Origin of the sequence: Micromonospora sp. NPDC005553, assembly GCF_042871765.1 — a bacterium.
Taxonomy (GTDB): Bacteria; Actinomycetota; Actinomycetes; order Mycobacteriales; family Micromonosporaceae; genus Micromonospora.
The window spans coordinates 1,324,047-1,339,257 of the sequence record NZ_JBIAJD010000001.1; the positions used below are offsets into that span (position 1 = coordinate 1,324,047).

8 protein-coding genes are annotated in these 15,211 nt (G+C 67.6%); 3 read left to right on the forward strand and 5 right to left on the reverse strand.

Annotated features, from left to right (window positions below):
- Positions 1–68 precede the first annotated feature (68 nt).
- Positions 69–3,377 (forward strand): discoidin domain-containing protein, encoded by a 3,309-nt coding sequence (locus tag ACFYPG_RS05980; RefSeq protein WP_387350592.1) that lies wholly within the window; start codon positions 69–71, stop codon positions 3,375–3,377.
- 243 nt (positions 3,378–3,620) lie between these two features.
- Entirely contained in the window at positions 3,621–5,555 is a 1,935-nt protein-coding gene (locus ACFYPG_RS05985) for an Ig domain-containing protein (RefSeq protein WP_355008276.1), read from the forward strand.
- Between the two features lie 906 nt (positions 5,556–6,461).
- On the opposite strand, the gene ACFYPG_RS05990 is transcribed toward ACFYPG_RS05985, so the two are convergent.
- Positions 6,462–7,973: a family 43 glycosylhydrolase gene (locus ACFYPG_RS05990; protein ID WP_355008277.1), complete on the reverse strand. Its 1,512-nt coding sequence runs from the start codon at positions 7,971–7,973 to the stop codon at positions 6,462–6,464.
- Positions 7,974–8,657: 684 nt separating this feature from the next.
- Here ACFYPG_RS05990 and ACFYPG_RS05995 point away from each other — a divergent pair.
- On the forward strand, positions 8,658–9,731 hold the full coding sequence (locus tag ACFYPG_RS05995; RefSeq protein WP_387350594.1) for a cellulose-binding domain-containing protein: 1,074 nt from the start codon (positions 8,658–8,660) through the stop codon (positions 9,729–9,731).
- Positions 9,732–9,809: 78 nt separating this feature from the next.
- Here ACFYPG_RS05995 and ACFYPG_RS06000 read toward each other — a convergent pair whose 3' ends face one another.
- The 4 genes from ACFYPG_RS06000 to ACFYPG_RS06015 all read right to left on the reverse strand — a co-directional run bounded on the left by ACFYPG_RS06000 (position 9,810) and on the right by ACFYPG_RS06015 (position 15,187).
- On the reverse strand, positions 9,810–10,838 hold the full coding sequence (locus ACFYPG_RS06000) for a LacI family DNA-binding transcriptional regulator (protein WP_355008279.1): 1,029 nt from the start codon (positions 10,836–10,838) through the stop codon (positions 9,810–9,812).
- 581 nt (positions 10,839–11,419) lie between these two features.
- Positions 11,420–13,345 carry a beta-L-arabinofuranosidase domain-containing protein gene (locus tag ACFYPG_RS06005; protein WP_355008280.1) on the reverse strand — a complete coding sequence of 642 codons (1,926 nt, stop codon included), beginning with the start codon at positions 13,343–13,345 and terminating at the stop codon, positions 11,420–11,422.
- Positions 13,346–13,347: 2 nt separating this feature from the next.
- The gene (locus ACFYPG_RS06010) at positions 13,348–14,262 is read right to left on the reverse strand and encodes a carbohydrate ABC transporter permease (protein ID WP_355008281.1); all 915 of its coding nucleotides are present in this window, start codon (positions 14,260–14,262) and stop codon (positions 13,348–13,350) included.
- A gap of 4 nt (positions 14,263–14,266) precedes the next feature.
- Complete coding sequence (locus ACFYPG_RS06015; protein ID WP_355008282.1) at positions 14,267–15,187, reverse strand: sugar ABC transporter permease; 921 nt, start codon at positions 15,185–15,187, stop codon at positions 14,267–14,269.
- Positions 15,188–15,211: the final 24 nt, after the last annotated feature.

The following is a 15,211-nucleotide window of genomic DNA, read 5'->3' on the forward strand; positions in this document are numbered from 1 at the left end:
GACCCGATCCCCAGGTCAGCACGACACCCCACCCCCAGAACCGTCCCGACCCCGCTGGAGATGAAACGATGCGACTCTCCCTCCTACCCAGGCGCAGACCGCTGGCGACAGCCGTCGCGGCCCTGCTGACCACCGGCAGCCTGCTGGTGCTGGCCGAAGCGCCCGCCACAGCCGCACAGCCGATCGGCTACCCGAGCTTCAACGGACCGTCGATCCCGACACCACCGGTCGGCTACAGCACCGGTAACACCATGCAGGCCATCTACAACGCCGAGAGCGCCGGCACCGACTTCTGGATGGACAGGCTGCTCGGCCGGCCCGGCAACGACCCGGCCGGCACCTGGCTGATGACGCGCGGCCGCGGACTGTTCATGACCACCCACACCCCGTCGGTGATCGGCTTCGGCGGTCAGGTCGCCTACTGGGACAACATCAGCAGCCAGAACGCCTACTCGGTCGCCATCACCCCCGGCACGTTCGCCGAGCAGGTCAGCGGCCGCTGGCAGAGCCCCAGCCACTGGAAGGGCGTCTACACCAACGGCTCGGTCCGCGTCGACATGCAGAAGTTCATCACGCACAACAATGTCGCGGTCACCAACCTGTCGATCGTCAACAACGGCAGCGCGGCGACCACGCTGCAGCTGCGAGCCACCTCCCCGTACGCGACCAGCGGCAGCGGCAACGAGCTGACCGGCAGCCGGCAGGTGAAGAACAACCTCACCACGATCTATCCGCGGCTCTCCGGGGACGGGTTCACCGTCAGCAGCGGCGGGCTGAACCGCTCGGTGACCGTCGCGGCCGGGCAGACCGTCACGACCAAGGTGGTGATGGGCTTCGTCACCAACGAGATCCCGGAGTCGCTGACCGAGTACAACGCCTACAAGGGCTACTCGCCGGCGACGGCGTTCGGCACCCACGTACGCGAGTACAACCGCTGGTGGGCCGAGAACATCCCCTACATCGACGTGCCGGACGCCGCGATCAAGAAGAACATCTACTACCGCTGGTGGCTGATGCGCTACAACTACCTCGACGTCGACATCCCGGGACAGGACTTCCAGTTCCCGGTCTCCATCGAGGGGGTGACCGGCTACAACAACGCGATCGCGTTGACCCAGCCGATGCACATCGACGACCTGAAGTACCTGCGCAACCCGGTCTACTCCTACGGGCCGTGGCTGTCGGCCGGGCAGTCGTCGAAGGGCGGCCGCTTCATGGACAACCCCGGTGACCCGGAGAACTGGTCCAACAGCTACACCCAGTACATCTCCGAGGCGGCGTGGCGGTCGTATCAGATCCACGGCGGACAGCCGGCGATCGCCGGCAACCTCGCCAAGTACGCCGAAGGCGACGTCAAGGGCCAGTTGGCCACCTACGACACCAACAACAACGGGGTCATCGAATACAACTGGGGCGCGATGACCGGCAACGACGCCGACGCGGTGTCGTTCCACTGGCGCTCTGGCAACCTCGACCGGACCGAATCGGCCTACGTCTACAGCGGCGCGATGGCGGCGGTGCAGGCCTACACCATGTTGGGCAACACGGCCAAGGCCACGGAGATGCAGGCGCTCGCCGACAAGATCCGCAACGGCGTCATCAACACGCTGTGGAACCCGTCCCGGCAGCTACTGGAGCACAAGCACGTCTCCACAAACACCCACGTGCCCTGGAAGGAGATCAACAACTACTACCCGTACTCGGTGGGCCTGATGCCCAACACCGCCCAGTACCGGGAGGCTCTGCGCCTGTACGCCGACCCGGCCGAGTACCCCATCTTCCCGTTCTTTACCGCCAACCAACGGGACAAGGCCGCAGCGGCCGCGGCCGGCCAACCGGGCAGCAACAACTTCTCCACCATCAACTCGACAGTGCAGTTCCGGCTCTACTCCTCGGTGCTGCGCAACTACCCCAACCAGTGGATGAACAACGAGGACTACAAGAAGCTGCTCTACTGGAACGCCTGGGCGCAGTACATCGGTGGCAACACCCAGTGGCCCGACGCCAACGAGTTCTGGGCCGACTGGAACAACGGCACCAAGAACATCGACTACCGGTCCTGGATCCACCACAACATCCTGGGCAGCAGCAACTGGACAGTCATCGAAGACGTCGCCGGACTGCGACCACGCAACGACGCCCAGATCGAGCTGTCCCCGATCAACATCGACTGGTCCCACTTCGCGGTCAACAACCTGCGCTACCGCAACACCGACCTGAGTGTGGTCTGGGACGACCCGGCCGACGGGGTGACCCGCTACAGCGGGGTGCCGCAGGGCTACTCGGTCTACGTCAACGGGACCCGGGCTTTCACTGTCGACCGGCTGACCCGGGTGCTCTACAACCCGGCCACCGGAGCGGTGACCTTCCCGAGCGGATCCGGCGTGGTGAACTACAACGTCGCGCTGACGGGCCCCCAGCTGCCGCAGAACGTGGTGCAGAACAGCCCGCGCATCGTCGACATGTTCGCCAAGGCGGGCGCTGACCTGACCAGCACCACCGCCAACCTGGCCCAGGGCGCGGCGGTGTCGGCGTCGTACACCGCGAGCGGCACCTCCACCGGGGCTGCGGTAGACGGCTTCCCCATCAACGAACCGCTGTGGGGCAGCTACGGATCCCCCAACGCCACCGACTGGTACGAGGTCAACTTCGGCCAGAATCGTGCGGTCGACGAAGCCCGGGTGTACTTCCGCAACGACCGGGCGACCAACCGGTACCGGGCGCCGACGTCCTACACCGTGCAGTACTGGAACGGCAGCGCCTGGATCAACGCGGCCGCGCAGGTCAAGTCGCCGGCGGCGCCGCAGGCGAACTACAACCGGGTCAGGTTCACCGCGGTCAGCACCCAACGGCTGCGCATCCAGGTCACCCACGCGTCCGGGTTCAAGACCGGACTCACCGAGGTGAAGATCTACAACCGGGGCGGCACGGTACCGCCGGATCCGGATCCGAGCGGCAACCTCGCCCTTGCGGCGACGCCGTCGGCCTCCTACACCTCGAGCTGGGAAAGTGTCACCGCACTCAACGACGGCGTCGATCCGCCGTCGTCAAACGACACCGTCAACCCGCGCTGGGGCACCTGGCCCAACACCGGCCAGCAGTGGGGTGAGCTGACCTGGTCCGCCGCCCAGACACTGCGGTCGGCACAGGTCTACTTCTTCGACGACAACGACGGGGTACGGCTGCCCGCGTCCTGGAAGCTCCAGTACTGGAACGGCAGCGCCTACGTCGACGTGCCCGGGGCGAGCGGGTATCCGACCGTCATCAACCAGTACAACACCGTCACCTTCCCGGCGATCAGCACCACGCGGCTCCGGGTCGCGCTCACCAGCGGGACCAACTCGGTCGGGCTGCTGGAGGTCAAGGCCTTCGGGTAGTCCGCCCTGGGCGTGGGGGTGGTCAGCCGCGCGGCTGGTCCACCCCCACGCTGCACCACGACGGTCATCGGACCGACGTGAGGCGACGCCAGACTCTCGCTCGACCGGGCCTCGTTCCAGCGCACCCACGTCATCCGGTGGGGCTGACTGACCGCCGCCCCTGCGGCCGTCACCACGCTGCGGCTCTTCCCGCAGCGCTACTTCATCGAAGGTGTCACCGGCATCAAGAACTGAGGTAACGACGTGAAACGCTTCACCACCGCGGTAGTGCTCGCGCTGCTCGCGTCCCTGCTCACCGCCGCCCCGGTACGGGCCGCCGGCACCGCGACGGTCGTCGACCGGTTTGGCAGGATCATCAACGGCTACGGCGTCCAACTTGTCGACTGGGAAGGCTACCTGGCCAACCCGTACATCGAGCTGACAGTGCGACCCCCGACGGACGTCCCGTTCCCGGTGACCATCGACCTCAAGGCCGAGGGTACTTCCCGGCTGATGATGGACCTACCCAGCCAACTGACCGCCACCGGCGCCACCAAACGGCTGACCTTCGCGAACTCGTCCGAGCAGAAGACCTTCAAGTTGGCGATCCATTCCAAACGCGCCGCAGGCCAGGACGAGCTCCACACCCTGCGGCTCAGCGTGCGGGCCGGCAACAACTCGACCTACACCCAGACCATGCCGATCCGGGTGCAGCAGGACCAGAAGACCGCGATCGAGCCGACCATCCCGATCAACTTCGACTACCGCTACGACAACATCACCGGGTACTTCACGAACCCGGCATTCCGTACCGCCGCCGAGGAAGGCGTCAAGGACTGGTACCGGTTCTTCAACCTGCAGCCGTTCGACACCGTGGCCGCCGGGGCAGAGACCAACCACCTGCCCGGCAACGACTGGCAGAACAGCATCAACGTGACCAACAACGCCGCCTACAACGGCATGTGGGTGTACTTCCGGGGAATCCAGACCCCCTACTCCACCGGCTACCCCGCCAACAACGGCCGCTACCACACCCGCAACGGGCAGCAGTTGCCCGGCCCGATCCATCGCTCCACCGCGATGATCTTCGAGTACGACGAGGCCGGCAAGCAACTGTTCACCTCGCTGGCCGACGAGGACTGGTACAAGACCGAGATCGCCGGGTCGGTGCTCGACGTGCACGGACTTGTCATGCACGAGTACGGGCACGCCCTCGCCTACCACAGCGACTGGGCCGGCATGCGCAACTTCGTCACCACCGGCGGCGTCAACGACGCGGAGGTCACCGCGTACCAGGGCCGCGCCGTGCCGCTGGACAGCAGCTACCACATCCCGGGCACGTCCCCGTACTGGGACCGGCTCAGCGGACAGAGCGGCGGCTGGAACCACCTGTTCCCGACCCGCCGGTGGATGCTGACCAAGCTGGCGCTGCTGGTCGCCGAGAACGCCGGCTGGCCGTTGAACCGCAACCTCACCCCGTTCCTGACCCCCTCGATCGTGACGACCAGCCTGCCCAACGCCCCGATCGGCCAGGCCTACCAGCAGAAGCTGACGGCGAAGGGGGGCGTGCCGTTCTACGACTGGCGTGTCGTCGGCGGCACACTGCCGGCCGGCCTGACTCTCGACCGCTTCACCGGCACGGTCAGCGGAACTCCGAGCACGGCCGGAACGCACTCGTTTACTGTGGAGCTGCGCGACTACGACAGCCAGAGCGCCCCGGCGACCCGTACATTCCAGCTCACGGTCGGTGGTGGGGGTGGCGGTGGAAACCTCGCCCTCAGCGCGACCCCGTCGTGCTCGTTCACGTCGTCCTGGGAGAGCTGCGCGGCGATCAACACCGGTGGCGATCCGGCGAGTTCCAATATCGGCGCCCCGAATCAGGGCAATCGCTGGGGAACGTGGCCGCAGCAGGGCCAGCAGTGGGCCGAGCTGACGTGGCCGTCGGCTCAGACGATCAGCCGATCGCAGGTGTACTTCTTCGACGACGGTGAGGGTGTCGACCTGCCGGCATCGTGGCGGCTGCAGTTCTGGAACGGCAGCGCCTACGTCGACGTGCCGGGCGCCAGTGGGTATCCGGTCGTGGCCAACCAGTACAACACCGTCACCTTCCCCGCGGTAAGCACCACCCGGCTGCGCGTCCTGCTGCAGAGCGCGCCGAACCTCTCCACCGGCCTGCTGCAGGTCAAGGCATTCAGCTGACGGTGGCACGCGGCGTCCGGGTTCGGCAACCCGGACGCCGCGATCGTCGACCCGCAGCCGGAGGCCTGCTGACGGCTGCCCCCGCCCACCGTCAAGGAGGTGGTCGGTGCGTCCTTGACGTAAAGTTCTCGTGGCGACGGCGCTGCCCCGGCGCGACGGCACGGCGAGCCGCCGACGGAACGCCGAGCACGTCCACTGGCTGATCGACTCGGCTGCGGCGGCGTCCCCACCACGTCGTTGGGTGAATACCAGGTTCTCACCGCAGTTGAACGCGCCAGTGGTACGCGCCGCGGCGGGGCGAGCGCGCGGTTGGTGATGTCGGGAGACGCCGTCCACGGCGCGATAGATGCCTGCGGCTCGGCCGAACAGGCGGCTGAGGCAGCCTGCCAAGCCGTGATACTGCTCTCACCGGCCGTTTACCGCGCCGACGGCCTGGCCTGATCACGCAAAGTTCTGGCGGCATTGGCCCGGCGGCGGCGGCAGAGCTCACCGCAGCTGGGCGGTCATCCGCCGGCTTCAGGCGCAGCTGTCGAGCGCGACCGTCGGCCGGCCACCCAGGTTGGCTCATCGAACCGAGGCATGTGCTGTACACCGCGCGCGGGGCGATCGAGCCCGACCGACGCGTGCTCGCTACCCGTCTACGACCAGGTGACGCCGTTCCCCGGCTGGGCGCCGCCCTGCGTGGTGAAGCTTCCAGCGCGGCCAGGCTCAAGCCGCCACAAGCCTGGTTGCGGGCGAGTGCCGCGTACTCACGATCGAGTCGACCTGTTGGCTTTCGCCACTCGGCCGATCCCGCAGCGCCAAACGACCTCGCCGAATCGGATCCGGCCTCACGTGCTGCGTGCGGCGGCCGCGCCGTCACGACCGGACGCCCGCTCTCGCCGTGGCAAGAGCGGGCACCGTCGGTCAGGGGGCAGGCTCACCCGAGGGTGCGGTCAACGCGACTCCGGTCGGGACCGGCACGCCGAAGTTCGGCGTGCCATCGGCGTTCCAGGTGAATTTCTGGGCGCGGGTGGAGCGATTGATGTCACAGCCGGCCGACGCCGAACTGTTGGCGTGATAGACCATCCAGTCCTCGGTGCCGTCCGGCGACTTGAAGAACCCGTTGTGGCCGGGCCCGTAGACACCGTTGGCGTTCGAGCGCTGGAACACCGGGTTGGGTGACTTCGTCCAGGACGAGGACAACAATGGATCGCCCGTGCCGTTGTAGGTGAGCATGCCCAGCTTGTAGTCGGGTGTGGAGCAGTGGCTCGCCGAGTAGACGATGAAGGTCTTGCCGTTGCGCTGCAGGACTTCCGCGCCCTCGTTCACGCCGCCGCCGACGGTCTCCCAGCTGTAGGTCGGTGTGGACAGGATGCGGCGGGTGCCGCTGGCCGTCCACGGGTTGCTCAGTGGGCGAATGAACATCGGCTGCGAACCGTTGTAGAACGTACCCAGCAGGTACAGCTGTCCGTTGAGCTGCAGGATGCTCGCGTCAAGCTCCCAGGTGTTGTCCGCGGTCGGGTCTACCATGGAGGCTTTGAACGTGTACGGACCCATGGGGTCCGTACCGGCGCTCTCCAGCACGTGAATGCGTTGGGTACCCAAGTTGAACGGCTCGCGGCCGGCGGTGTAGTAGAAGTACCACCGTGGCCCGTTCGGCCCGCTGAGCAGGAAGAATTCGGGTGCCCACATCGTGCCCGCGCCGTTCGGATTGGTCAGGTTGAAGATCACCTGGTCGGCGGCGGTGGCCAGCCCACGCAGCGTGGTGGCCTTGCGCATCGTGATGGTGCGGTTCCAGGTCGTGGTGGCCAGGTAGTAGTAGCCGTTGTAGTAGGTCAGCCACGGGTCCGGACCCTGCGCCTTGATTGGGTTGGTGAACGTGTTGGCCGTGCCGCCGCCGGTCACGAAGCCGGCGAGGCGCCAGATCCGGCTGGTGGCGGTGCTACACGGCAGCTGCACCAGTCCGGTGTTGGCGGACGAAGAACCACCAGCGGGCACGAGGCACTTGCCAGAGCTGACCGACACGACATTGAACGTCTTGTCGGTGCCACTGACCGTGACCGGGACGAGCCGCCAGCGCTGGTTGGGATTGCTGTGGCAGGTCCACTGGATGATCGCGGCGTTGTCGGCCGTCGAGGCGCCGTTGACGTCGACGCACTTGCCCGCGGTCGACGTCGCGACGGTGTAGGTGTCGGTGGTGCCGGACACCGGGGTGAAGGTGACTCGCTGGTAGGCGGCGCTGTTGCAGGCCTGCTGATTGAGCTGCACGGCGTTGGCGGTGTCGCCGCCGGGCAGGGCCAGGCAGTTGCCGCCGTTGGAGTTGACCAGCGTGGTGGCGAACGTGGCAATCGCGGCGGCGGCGGACTGCGGTACGAACAGCATGGCCGCAGCCAGGATCGGCACTGAGAGCAGGGCGGTCTTTCGGGAACGTTTCATGTCGTGCGACCTCCGGTGGGGACGGTTCCGGAATCGGCAGTGTGCCAGCCACCATGCCTCACGAAAACCTTTTCGGCAATCACCGATGCCGCACTCGCGTACGTTCACCGGGGCGGGTTCCACGCGGAGCGGGTCCAGCATGGATCAAGACTGTCGTGGTGGGAGGTCGTTCACCGGGTCAACCAGGTAGGCGCGCGCAACCCGAGCCCTGATGGACGGGTGGCCGCGCACCTGATCAACACATCCGACCAGGCAAGCCAGTACAACGCCTCGGTGGAGGTCACCGGTGCACACGAACCGCCGCTGGCACCTCGGCACCTCTCTGCGCACCTCAGAGTCTCACCGCAACCAGCCGAGCATCTTGACGAAAACCTTTTCGGACTTCAGTCTAACCGGCAGAAACATCGGCATACGTAAATACCGGCTAGTCCGGCCGGCACTGTCGTCGACGCCTCCCTACGTCCGCAGCTCCACCGGACCGCGCAAGCGGTTGGCACCGAAGGCATGGCGGGCACGACTACCTCACCCGAGCCAGCCCCGCCCCAAAGGAGGATCCATGCAGTTGTGCCAAGACAGCGCACGACCTGAGGTGACGATGGTCGGCACCCTGAACGGCGGCGCGGAGGCGCCGATGGTGACACCCCAAGAGCCGCTCCGGCTACTAGCTGGACGAGGAGATGACTGATGGCCCATCACCCACGACTTCTGTTCCGGCTCGCGGCCGCGGCGCTCGCGATGAGTCTTGCCTGGGTGGTGGTCCTGACCGCCGGCACTGGCCACGCGGCTGCGACGGGCTGCCGGGTCGCGTACACGATCAGTTCCCAGTGGGCGGGTGGGTTCGGCGCGAATGTACAGGTCACCAACCTGGGTGATCCGCTGGCCGGCTGGACGCTGCGCTGGGCGTTCGGCGCCGGGCAGACGGTCACCCAGGCGTGGAACGCCACGGTGACCCAGAACGGCGTCACGGTGACCGCGACGAACGCCTCGTACAACGGCAACCTGGCCACCGGCGGCAGCGCCTCATTCGGGTTCAACGGCAGCTCGAACAACGCCAGCAACCCGGTGCCGGGCAGCTTCACCCTCAACGGCGTCACCTGCACCGGCGGCACGACGCCGATCCCCACCGCCGGGCCGACCACCCCACCCCCGACGGTGGCTCCCACCGCGGCGCCGCAGCCCCGCACGGTCCGGGTCTACTGGCTCAAGCCGTCCGACGTGGCGTTCGACCAGCGGTGGCCGGACGGCATCGCCACCGTGATGCGCGAGGCGCAACGGTACTACCGCCAGGAACTGGGCAAGACGTTCACCCTCAACAGCCCGGTGGTGGAGGTCGTCAACGGCGACCACGTCAAGTCCTGGTACGAGAACACTCCCAACGGTTCGGACCGCTACTGGTGGTCGGTGTTCAACATGCAGCAGGAACTCATGCGCAAGCTCAACCTGCGTAGCCCCGACAACCGTTGGCTCAACGTGGGCGAGATCAGCGCCGAGGGCCCGGGTGCCGGTGGTGGCGGCGGGAACGGCTGGGTGATCCTCTGTCAGCACGACGCCGACGGCGCCGCTGGCGTCAACGGCCCGATGAACCGCTGGCACGGCGGCATGGTCCACGAACTCGGACACGCTCTCGGGCTGCCCGACTCGACCTCCACCGACGGCACCCCGATGTCCGCCTCGTTCTACAACTACCCGAACACACATTTCAGCCAGGCGCAGAAAGACCGGATCCTGTCCGGTCCGTACGGCAGTTTCCTGTCCTGAGCCCTGAACGCCATCGGCTGGTCCGGCCCACCCACGGCCGAACCAGCCCTCAGCGTCGGCCTGCTGGTGACCGGCCGCTCAGCGCTGCGGCAGGGTCGACTCGCGCATGACGAGGCGGCCGGAGAACTCCTCCGACCGGGTCGCCGCCCCGCTGATGGCCTCGAAGAGCCGCTGGCCGGCTACGGCGCCAAGGCGCTGGAGGTTCATGTCGATGCTGGTCAGGCGCGGGCGGGAGTCCGCCGAGATGGCCTCCCAGTTGTCGAAGCCGATCACGGAGAGCGCCCCCGGCACGTCCCGTCCCAGATCACGCAGCGCGTCCAGGACGCCTCGGGCGATCTGGTCACTGCCGCAGAAGATGGCATCGACCTCGGCGTGCCGTTCGACGACCATGTGCGCGGCGGCCCGCCCCCAGGACTCGTCCCACGACCCGAAGTAGGGTCGATCGGCGACCAGGCTCAAGCCGGCGTCGGCGAGTGCCGCCGCCGCTCCCTCGGCGCGGTCGCGTGCCGCCTGGAAGCCGACCTCTCCGGTGATGTGGGCGATGTTGCGCCGCCCGCAGGCGAGCAGGTGGTCGATGGCGAGTCGCCCACCGCCCACGTTGTCGACCGTGATCGAGACGTCGTTCGGGTCCGCGGAGGGGGCGTAGACGTAGACGACCGGCACCGGGATGTTGCCGGCCAGCGGCGGGCGAGGGTCGGTCCGGGAGCCGACGACGATCAGCCCGTCGACGCGCCGCGACAACAGTGCCCGTACGTGATGCTGCTCCCTGATCGCGTCGCCGCGCGCGTCGCACAGGAAGACCGAGACCTGGCCAGCGCCGAAGGCGTCCTCCGCGCCCATCAGGATGGGGATCGAGAAGCGTCCCTCCAGATCGCTGGTTAGCAGACCGACGGTCCCGGTCCGGCCGCTGAGCAGGCTACGGGCGAGGGCGTTCGGTGCGAAGGACAGCAACTCTGCAGCCTTCAGCACCCGGACCCTGGTGGTCGCTCTGACCTCGCTGCGCCCGTTGATGGCCTTCGACGCGGTCGCGACCGACACGCCGGCAAGCTTGGCGACGTCGGTGAGCGTGGGTGTCCGGTTGGCGGGGATCTCGGGCTCCGTGGTCATGGCGTGCTTGCTCCTCCCAGCAACCAGGCACAGGTGGGATGCGCGGCGATAGGGTGCCTCGACGGATCTTCGACGGCCACCCATACACGGGCAGCTTCCGAAAACCGATTTCGGCGCGGTTTCCCCGCCCCTCGCGGCCCGGCAGAACGTCGTTGTACCTGCCGCCCAACTTGGAACACTACAGGGAAGCGTCACGTCGGCTCATGCTGGGAAGTACGCAATCGAATCGCCGTTCGAAACGCCTCGAAAGCGGGTCCCGCCATGCCGGGTGGCGGCGCTGGGAGGAGCGCCGCCACCAAGCGGGAGCCAACTACCGGCTGAGAAGTAGGCGGCCTCGATCTGGGTGGTCACCGCAGCGCCGTCGACGGTTTCGGTGATCCGCACGATCGCGGCGCCGGCTGCGGCGGCGGCGCTGCGGGTGGGGAACGTCTGGTAGGCGGCCTTTCCTCCTTCAGTGGCGGCGCCGCTCCGGAAAATGAGGCGTCTCCGGAGCGCGGCACCGGTGGTGGAAGCCTTGAGTGGGAGTGATCGGTGGACTACCGCAGTTAGCGCTAACACCGCAGGGGGACGGGGTGCCCGCGCTACTCGCCGGCCGTGGCGAGCCAGACGCGCATCGTCGAAGGCCCCCGACTTGCCCAGGCGTGGTACTCCACCAGCGATACGTCGTCGAACTCGTCACCGGGCACCGGCGCTGAGCCGGCCTCGTCCGCCCGGTAGGGCCATCCGTGGTCCCGGGCCCGCACCCGCCGGCACGTCACGGTGACCCTGCCGTCGACCAGGCGTGGCGGTCGGCGGGTATCGACGCGGAGTTCGTCGACGGTCTGGACGCCCGGGACATCCACGGATTCCAAGGCGTATACGAGGGGGCCACGCTCGACTGCCACACAACCGCGAATTGCGTCGATCCGGGCGTCCGGGTAGGTGAACCGAGGCGCCATCGGCAGGGTCAGCACCATCTCGTCGCCGCGTCGCCAGGTCCGTCGCTCGGTGACGACCCCCGGGCCGACCGGTCGGGTGTCGCCGACGAGGGTCACCGTCGCCCCCCGGGCCGCCCAAGCGGGCACCCGCACCGACAGTGACCACGGGCGGTCGTCTTCGCTGTCGATTCGCACCCGGATCCGCCCGTCGTGCGGGTAATCGGTAATGATGGTCACGCACAACTCACGCCCGTCGGCGAGGCGGTGCGCGACGGTGCCGGGCAGGTATTGGTGTAGCTGGAGTCCGTCGTCGTCGGCGGTGGCCACGTACGCGGTCAAACTGGCCATGGTGCGGGCGACGTTGGTGGGGCAGCAGGAAACCTCGAACCAGGGCGCCCGCAGCGATGCCGCCGCGCGCAGGCTCGGCCGGTCCGCGTCCGGTTGGGTGCCGAGTTCGCGGCGGTGCAGGGTGTTGGTGTAGAAGAAGCTGCGCCCGTCAGCCGACGGCGAGGTGGCGACTACGTTGAACAGGGTCCGCTCGATGAGGTCGGCGTACTCCGGATCGCCGTCGGCGAGCAGCAGCCGCCACGCGAGCATCACCGACCCGACACCGGAGCAGGTCTCCGAGTAGGCGCGATCCGGCGGCAGCACCCAGTCCCCGCCGAATGCCTCGTCTTGGTGGCGAGAACCCTGCCCGCCGGTGAGGTAGGTGCGCCTGGCCACCGCGTTCCTCCACTGGATGCGGATCGCGTCCAGCAGGCTGGTTTCCTTCAGCTCCACCGCAACGTCGACGGCCCCGGCAGCCAGGTAGTTCGCCCGAACCGCGTGTCCCCGCAGCACCGTCGCCTGCCGGACGGGAAGCTCGTCCTGGAAGTACTCCCGGCCGAACTCCACATCGCTGAGCCGGCCATGGCCGCGCCGGTCAACGAAGAGAGCAGCTTGAGCCAGGTAGCGGTCGTCGCCGGTGACCCGCGCAAACTCGACCAACGCGGGCTCGATCTCCGGGTGCCCGCAGAGGCCGTCCAGGCCGTCCGGTCCGAACGTCTCACACACGTTGTCGGCCGCGCGGCGGGCGACGACGAGCAGCCCGTCGTCAGCGCCTGGCCGGGTCCGGGCGCGGGCGACAGCGGCTTGCAGGAGGTGGCCGACGCAGTAGAGCTCATGGCCCCACTCCAGGTCGGACCAGCGCGGCGCCTGTCCCGGCCCGCCGAACCTGGTGTTGAGGTAGCCGTCGGGCTGCTGTGCCGCGGCCACCCGTCGCACCACGGCGCGAAACCTCGACTCGAGGTCCGCGTCGCGGCCGCGGCCGATCTCCCACGCCGCGGCCTCCAGAAACTTGTAGACCTCCGAGTCGGAGAACTCGCGTCCGCGACGGTCGCGGGAAAGGTCGCCGTGGACGGTGAGGTCGAAGTTGCGGAGCCAGCCTTCCCGCTCAAGCCAGTGCTCGATGTGCGGCAGGGTCGCAACGGCATTGATCGATTGGCGCTCGGCCCAGAATCCGCCCGTGACACGCACCTCGGGCAACCCGAGTGGGCGGAACCGGCCGCGGATCGGCAGGACTGGGGCGGCGGTAGGTGCGATGCCGCTCATTCTCATCCCTTCAGCGCGCCGGACATGAAGCCCCGCACATAGTGTCGTTGGAGTAGCAGGAACAGGACGACGCACGGCAGGGCGAGGACGACGACGCCTGCCTCGGTCGCCCCGTAGTCGACGACACCCTGGACCTGGCCGCGCAGATTCGACACAGCGAGCGGGAGCGTCATGCGCTCGGTGTCGTTGATGAGGATCAGCGGCGCCATGAAGTCGTTCCAGGCCGTGAGGAAGGCGAAGAGCCCGACGGTGATGAGGCCCGGCTTCACCGCCGGCAGCAGTACGCGCCACAGCGCGCCGAACGACGAGCAGCCGTCCACCATCGCGGCCTCATCGAGTTGACGCGGCACCGCTTCGAAGGAGATGCGCATCAGGAACGTGGAGAACGGCAGCTGGAACATGGTGAGCACCAGGGCCACCCCGACCAGGGAGTTCTGCAGCCCCACCTGGTTGAGCAGCACGTAGAGCGGGATCAGCAACGTCGCGTACGGAACCATCAGAATCGCGAGTGTGAGCAGGAACAGGATGTTGCGTCCCGGGAACCGGAACCGGGCGAACGCGTACCCGCCGAGCATCGAGGTCACCAGCGTCAGGACGACGGTGAGGAGGGAGACGATCGCCGAGTTGCCGAGGTATCGCCAGATACCGGCCTGATAGTTGGTCAGCGTCTGGTAGTTGCCGAACCCCCAGCCGTCCACCTGGTTGGTGCCCGCGTGCGGGGCGACCGATGCCACCGCCGTCCAGGCCAGCGGTGCCAGGAAGATCAACGCGAGCGCACCGGTAAAGACCCAGTACGGCGTTCGAAGCGCGATGCCGGCGACCGTGACGCCAGCTGATCTGGGGCGGCCGGTCGGTCTCCGGCCAGGCGACGACGGCGCTCCGGCCGACGTGGAGTTGGATCGGGAAAGGACGGCCATCGACTCAGCTCTCCTCGGACCGGAAGACGCGCAGCTGCAGCGCGTTGACGAGAATCAGGGCCAGCAGGACGATGACAGAAAGGGCCGCCGCCACGCCAAGGTCGTTCTGCCCCTGAAAGGCCACCATGTAGATGAGTTGGACAACGGTGATCGTGCTGTTGTCCGGGCCGCCCTTCGTCAGGATGTAGAACTGCTCGAAGGCGAGCAGCGAGCCGGTGACACAGAGCACTGTGGTCAGCGCCAGCGTCGGGCGCAGCAACGGCAGAGTGACCATTCGGAAGGTCTGCCAGCGACTGGCGCCGTCCGAGCGGGCGGCCTCGAACACATCGGCCGGGATGCCCTGCAGGCCGACGAGCATGAGCACCATGTAGAAGCCGGCGTAGCGCCAGACGATGAGGAAGGTGGTCGACAGCAGTGCCGAGTTCGGTGAGCCGAGGAACGTGAAGCCCAGATCCTCCATCAGTGGCGCCAGCGGGCTCGCGTACGGCGAGTAGAGGACGTAGAACAGCAGGGACGCCGACGCCAGCCCCAGGGCGCTGGGAATGAGGAGCGAGGCTCGGAGCAGGTTGTTCCACCGGCTCGACTCCTGCACGAGCAGGGCCAGTCCCAGGCCGAGTGCGAGCAGCAGCACGGTCGCCAGCACCGTGTACTTGACGGTGAACACCACCGAGTCGGTGAAGAAGCGGTGGTTGATCGCCTTCACGAAGTTGTCCGGCGCATTGATGCCCTGGTCGCCGGTCAGCAGCGGCCACCTCGACAGCGACATCTTGATGACCAGCATCAGCGGCACAGCGAACAGCAGCACGACGAAGACCGCGGTCGGCGTCGCATAGAACCAACCGAGCAGGGCCTGCCGGGCGCGCGAACGAGCGCGGCCGCGTACCGCCGGTTCGGGGGGCGGGCGGAAGGGTGCGGTGACGCTCATCGGAGCCTCTTTGTTCCTTCAGGT

Coding starts and splice junctions, on each gene's coding strand:
- ACFYPG_RS05980 (WP_387350592.1), top strand. CDS start 69: ATGCGACTCTCCCTCCTACCCAGGCGCAGACCGCTGGCGACAGCCGTC.
- ACFYPG_RS05990 (WP_355008277.1), bottom strand. CDS start 7,973: ATGAAACGTTCCCGAAAGACCGCCCTGCTCTCAGTGCCGATCCTGGCT.
- ACFYPG_RS05995 (WP_387350594.1), top strand. CDS start 8,658: ATGGCCCATCACCCACGACTTCTGTTCCGGCTCGCGGCCGCGGCGCTC.
- ACFYPG_RS06000 (WP_355008279.1), bottom strand. CDS start 10,838: ATGACCACGGAGCCCGAGATCCCCGCCAACCGGACACCCACGCTCACC.
- ACFYPG_RS06005 (WP_355008280.1), bottom strand. CDS start 13,345: ATGAGCGGCATCGCACCTACCGCCGCCCCAGTCCTGCCGATCCGCGGC.
- ACFYPG_RS06010 (WP_355008281.1), bottom strand. CDS start 14,262: ATGGCCGTCCTTTCCCGATCCAACTCCACGTCGGCCGGAGCGCCGTCG.
- ACFYPG_RS06015 (WP_355008282.1), bottom strand. CDS start 15,187: ATGAGCGTCACCGCACCCTTCCGCCCGCCCCCCGAACCGGCGGTACGC.